This is a genomic window from Mycobacterium sp., from assembly GCF_032159775.1.
Taxonomy (GTDB): Bacteria; Actinomycetota; Actinomycetes; order Mycobacteriales; family Mycobacteriaceae; genus Mycobacterium.
Genome location: NZ_JAVHWK010000003.1, coordinates 1 through 2,649 on the forward strand (window position 1 = coordinate 1; position 2,649 = coordinate 2,649).

Annotated in this window: 2 protein-coding genes; both read left to right on the top strand. The window is 63.8% G+C overall.

Going from position 1 to position 2,649, the window contains the following annotated elements; translation table 11 throughout:
* The coding region (locus QOJ24_RS00290) for a permuted SH3 domain-containing protein (RefSeq protein ID WP_526257967.1) at nt 1–217 on the top strand (217 nt) is incomplete at its 5' end.
* Between the two features lie 126 nt (nt 218–343).
* On the top strand, nt 344–2,649 hold a 2,306-nt coding region (locus tag QOJ24_RS00295), incomplete at its 3' end, for an efflux RND transporter permease subunit (RefSeq protein ID WP_526257969.1).

The window sequence follows — 2,649 nt, forward strand, 5'->3', positions numbered from 1 at the left end:
GCTGTCGGCGCTGTTCTCGCAAGGCGGCGATCCCTCTCTTTATATTGTCGATGCATCGGGCGATGTGACGCTGAAGCCGGTTGCCGTGAAATCCTACGAGAGCAACGACGTCGTCATCACCAGCGGCGTCGACGAAGGCGCGAAGGTCGTCGTGCTCGGTGTGCAGAAACTCGATCCGGCCCAGAAGGTGCGGGTCGTGTCGTCGCTGTCGTTCTGAGTCACTCCGTCATTGCGAGCGCAGCGAAGCAATCCAGAGGCAACAAAGAAAGAACTGGATTGCTTCGTCGCAAGAGCTCCTCGCAATGACGAACGCAAGGCTGCATTTGGAAGAGGATAGGGTGCCATGAAACGGTTCAACCTCTCTGCCTGGGCGGTCAGCCATCCCGCGCTGATCCTGTTCCTGGTCGTAGCCCTCAGCGCCGCCGGCTTTTTCTCCTATCAGCGGCTGGGCCGTGCCGAGGATCCGTTCTTCACCGTCAAGGTCGTCAACGTCTCGGCGATCTGGCCTGGTGCGACGGCCGCGGAAATGCAGACCCAGGTCGCCGACCCGATCGAGAAGAAACTGCAGGAACTGCCGGGTTTCGAGAAGGTACAGACCTATTCCAAGCCGGCGTTTACGGCGATGCAGGTGACGTTCAGGGACTCCACTTCGCCGAAAGACGTGCCGTATCTGTTCTATCTGCTGCGCAAAAAGCTCGCCGACGTGCAGGGCCAGTTGCCGGCGGGCCTGCTCGGTCCGGTGGTCAACGACGAATTCTCCGACGTGGATTCGATCCTTTATATGATGACCGGCGACGGCGCCGACTATGCGCAGTTGAAGAAGACCGCCGAAGGCCTGCGTCAGAAACTGCTAAAAGTGCCTGGCGTCACCAAGGTCGACCTCTACGGCACCCAGGACGAACGCATCTTCGTCGAATTTTCCCACGCCAAGCTGGCAACGCTCGGTATCACGCCGCAGACGCTGTTCGATTCGCTCGCCAAGCAGAACAATGTCGTGCCGGCCGGCACGGTGGAAACCTCGTCGCAGCGCGTGCCGCTGCGCGTCACCGGCGCGCTCGACGGCGCCAAGCCGGTCGCGGAAACGCCGGTGGAGAGCAATGGCCGGGTGTTTCGGCTGGGCGACATCGCCGCCGTCACCCATGGCTATGTCGATCCGCCGACCTTCAAGGTGCGCCAGGAGGGCAAGCCCGCGCTCGGCGTCGGCGTGGTCACGGCCAAGGGCGCCAACATCCTCGAGCTCGGCAAGGACGTGCAGAAGGCCACCAACGAGTTCATGGCCGCGGTGCCGCAGGGGATCAGCGTCGAGCAGATCGCCGACCAGCCGAGAGTGGTCGAGCACGCGGTCGGTGAATTCGTGCATTCCTTCGTCGAAGCGCTGGCGATCGTGCTGTTCGTCTCCTTCGTCGCGCTGGGGTGGCGTACCGGCATCGTGGTGGCGCTGTCGGTACCGCTGGTGCTGGCCATCGTCTTCATCGTGATGAACGCGATGTCGCTGGATTTGCACCGCATCACGCTCGGCGCACTGATCATCGCGCTCGGGCTATTGGTCGACGACGCCATCATCGCCGTCGAGATGATGGTGGTGAAGATGGAGCAGGGCTGGGACCGCGCTCGCGCTGCGGCTTTCGCCTGGGAGTCCACCGCGTTCCCGATGCTGACCGGCACGCTGGTCACCGCGGCGGGCTTCCTGCCCATCGGGTTCGCCAACTCGGCGGTGGGCGAATATGCCGGCGGCATTTTCTGGATCGTGGCGATCGCGCTGGTGGCGTCCTGGTTTGTCGCGGTGATCTTCACGCCCTATATCGGCGTCAAGCTGCTGCCGAACATCACCGTCCACCACAACCACGATCCGCACGCGGTCTATGAGACCCGCGTGTATCGCATCCTGCGCGGCATGATCGCGTGGTGCGTCGAGCACCGCATCAAGGTGGTGGCGGCGACGGTCGGCATTTTCGCGCTTTCCATCGTCGGGTTCGGCCATGTGCAGCAGCAGTTCTTCCCGCTCTCCGAGCGTCCGGAACTGTTCCTGCAACTGCGCCTGCCCGAAGGCACCGCTTTCAACGTCACCGAAAAGGCCGTGAAGAAGGCGGAAGCGCTGCTCAAGGGCGACGACGACATCGCAACCTCGACCGCCTATGTCGGACAGGGCTCGCCTCGGTTCTGGCTCGGGCTCAGTCCGCAATTGCCGAACGAGGCCTTCGCCGAGATCGTGATCGTTGCCAAGAATGTCGAGGCGCGCGAGCGCATCAAGGCGCGGATCGAAAAGGCGGTCGATGACGGCACGCTGAACGAAGCCCGCGTCCGCGTCGATCGCTTCAATTTCGGCCCGCCGGTCGGCTTCCCGGTCCAGTTCCGGGTGATCGGCCCGGACCCCAACACCGTGCGCGACATCGCCTACAAGGTGCGCGACGTGGTCCGGCAAAATCCCAACGTCAAGGACCCGCAGCTCGACTGGAACGAGCAGTCGCCCTACCTCAAGCTGGTGGTCGATCAGGACCGCGCCCGAGCGCTGGGCCTGACCCCGCAGGACGTCTCGCAAGCCTTGAGCATGCTGATCTCCGGCGCCCCGGTCACCACCGTGCGTGACGGCATCGAGAAGGTCGGCGTGGTCGCCCGCGCGGTGCCGTCCGAGCGGCTCGACCTCGGCCG